The organism is Ruegeria sp. N7, assembly GCF_056531345.1.
Genome location: NZ_JBQFLR010000038.1, coordinates 1 through 2,500, shown reverse-complemented (window position 1 = coordinate 2,500; position 2,500 = coordinate 1). Strand labels below are relative to the sequence as shown.

1 tRNA gene and 2 rRNA genes (1 of these 3 cut by a window edge) are annotated in these 2,500 nt (G+C 54.2%); all 3 read left to right on the top strand.

The window, feature by feature from the left end:
* A 23S ribosomal RNA gene (locus tag ACR0ES_RS19960) occupies positions 1-2,036 on the top strand (it extends 809 nt beyond the left edge of the window).
* 165 nt (positions 2,037-2,201) lie between these two features.
* Positions 2,202-2,316: ribosomal RNA gene (gene rrf, locus ACR0ES_RS19955) — 5S ribosomal RNA — on the top strand.
* Between the two features lie 52 nt (positions 2,317-2,368).
* Positions 2,369-2,445 (top strand) — tRNA-Met (locus ACR0ES_RS19950).
* Positions 2,446-2,500 lie beyond the last annotated feature (55 nt).

Sequence of the window (2,500 nt, the reverse complement as noted above, 5' to 3'; positions counted from 1 at the left end):
AATCAAACTCGGAGATAGCTGGTTCTCTGCGAAATCTATTTAGGTAGAGCGTCATCCGAATACCCCGGGGGGTAGAGCACTGGATGGGTAATGGGGCCCCACAGGCTTACTGATCCTAACCAAACTCCGAATACCCGGGAGTACTAGATGGCAGACACACTGCGGATGCTAACGTCCGTAGTGGAGAGGGAAACAACCCTGACCTACAGCTAAGGCCCCCAATTCATGGCTAAGTGGGAAAGCAGGTGGGACGACCAAAACAACCAGGAGGTTGGCTTAGAAGCAGCCATCCTTTAAAGATAGCGTAACAGCTCACTGGTCTAAATAAGTTGTCCTGCGGCGAAGATGTAACGGGGCTCAAGCCATGAGCCGAAGCTTAGGATGCCGTAAGGCATGGTAGCAGAGCGTAGTGTGACATAGAACTCATCCGTATTTGCATCTGTGTTGTGTAACAGCAGCGGGATGTAATGACGGATCGAGTTCTTTCGATGAAGCCGGCCTGTGAGGGATCCGGTGGAGAGATCACTAGTGAGAATGATGACATGAGTAGCGACAAAGAGTGTGAGAGACACTCTCGCCGAAAGTCCAAGGGTTCCTGCTTAAAGCTAATCTGAGCAGGGTAAGCCGGCCCCTAAGCCGAGGCCGAAAGGCGTAGGCGATGGGAACTAGGTTAATATTCCTAGGCCAGGAGGATGTGACGGATCACAGGTGTAGTTCAATCTTATCGGATTGATTGGGCTGCTGAGTGGTTCCTGGAAATAGCCCTCCATCAGACCGTACCCTAAACCGACACAGGTGGACTGGTAGAGCATACCAAGGCGCTTGAGAGAACGATGTTGAAGGAACTCGGCAAAATACCTCCGTAAGTTCGCGAGAAGGAGGCCCGGTTCCTAGGCAACTAGGGGCTGGGGGCACAAACCAGGGGGTGGCGACTGTTTATTAAAAACACAGGGCTCTGCGAAGTCGCAAGACGACGTATAGGGTCTGACGCCTGCCCGGTGCCTGAAGGTTAAAAGGAGAGGTGAGAGCCTTGAATTGAAGCCCAGGTAAACGGCGGCCGTAACTATAACGGTCCTAAGGTAGCGAAATTCCTTGTCGGGTAAGTTCCGACCTGCACGAATGGCGTAACGACTTCCCCGCTGTCTCCAACATCGACTCAGCGAAATTGAATTGCCTGTCAAGATGCAGGCTTCCCGCGGTTAGACGGAAAGACCCCGTGCACCTTTACTACAGCTTCGCACTGGCATCAGGATTGTGATGTGCAGGATAGGTGGTAGGCTTTGAAGCAGGAACGCAAGTACCTGTGGAGCCTCCCTTGAGATACCACCCTTCGCACTCTTGATGTCTAACCGCGGTCCGTTATCCGGATCCGGGACCCTGCGTGGCGGGTAGTTTGACTGGGGCGGTCGCCTCCTAAAGCGTAACGGAGGCGCGCGAAGGTTGGCTCAGAGCGGTCGGAAATCGCTCGTTGAGTGCAATGGCAGAAGCCAGCCTGACTGCAAGACTGACAAGTCGAGCAGAGTCGAAAGACGGCCATAGTGATCCGGTGGTCCCGAGTGGAAGGGCCATCGCTCAACGGATAAAAGGTACGCCGGGGATAACAGGCTGATACTGCCCAAGAGTCCATATCGACGGCAGTGTTTGGCACCTCGATGTCGGCTCATCTCATCCTGGGGCTGGAGCAGGTCCCAAGGGTACGGCTGTTCGCCGTTTAAAGAGGTACGTGAGCTGGGTTTAGAACGTCGTGAGACAGTTCGGTCCCTATCTGCCGTGGGTGTAGGAGACTTGAGAGGAGTTGCCCCTAGTACGAGAGGACCGGGGTGAACGATCCACTGGTGGACCAGTTGTCGTGCCAACGGCAGTGCTGGGTAGCTATGATCGGACAGGATAACCGCTGAAGGCATCTAAGCGGGAAGCCCCCCTCAAAACAAGGTCTCCCTGAGGGCCGTGGAAGACCACCACGTCAATAGGCCGGAGATGTAAGCGCAGTAATGCGTTCAGTTGACCGGTACTAATCGCCCGATAGGCTTGATTTGATCCAGTAATGGAAAGACAAATCAAAGACATACACACCCTGAGTTGGACAACGTTGATCTGATTGACACAACCGTGCAGGACCGCGCATCCGCTTCGCGAATACGCTGCCTCCTGCCCGTCGCTTTTTTGCACCGCAAAAACAGCGACGTGGGGATTTTCCTCGGTTTGGTGGTCATAGCGCAAGTGAAACACCCGGTCCCATCCCGAACCCGGAAGTTAAGCACTGCCGCGCCAATGGTACTTGGGCTTAAGCCCCGGGAGAGTAGGTCACCGCCAAACCTAGCAAAATCCCCAAGTCTCTCTAACACGATGAAAACAAATCTGACTCTGACGCGGGATGGAGCAGCCCGGTAGCTCGTCAGGCTCATAACCTGAAGGTCGTAGGTTCAAATCCTACTCCCGCAACCAATACTTCCAGTCAGATATCAAGCACTTAGCGCCCCAAGGGGCGCTTTCTGCGTTC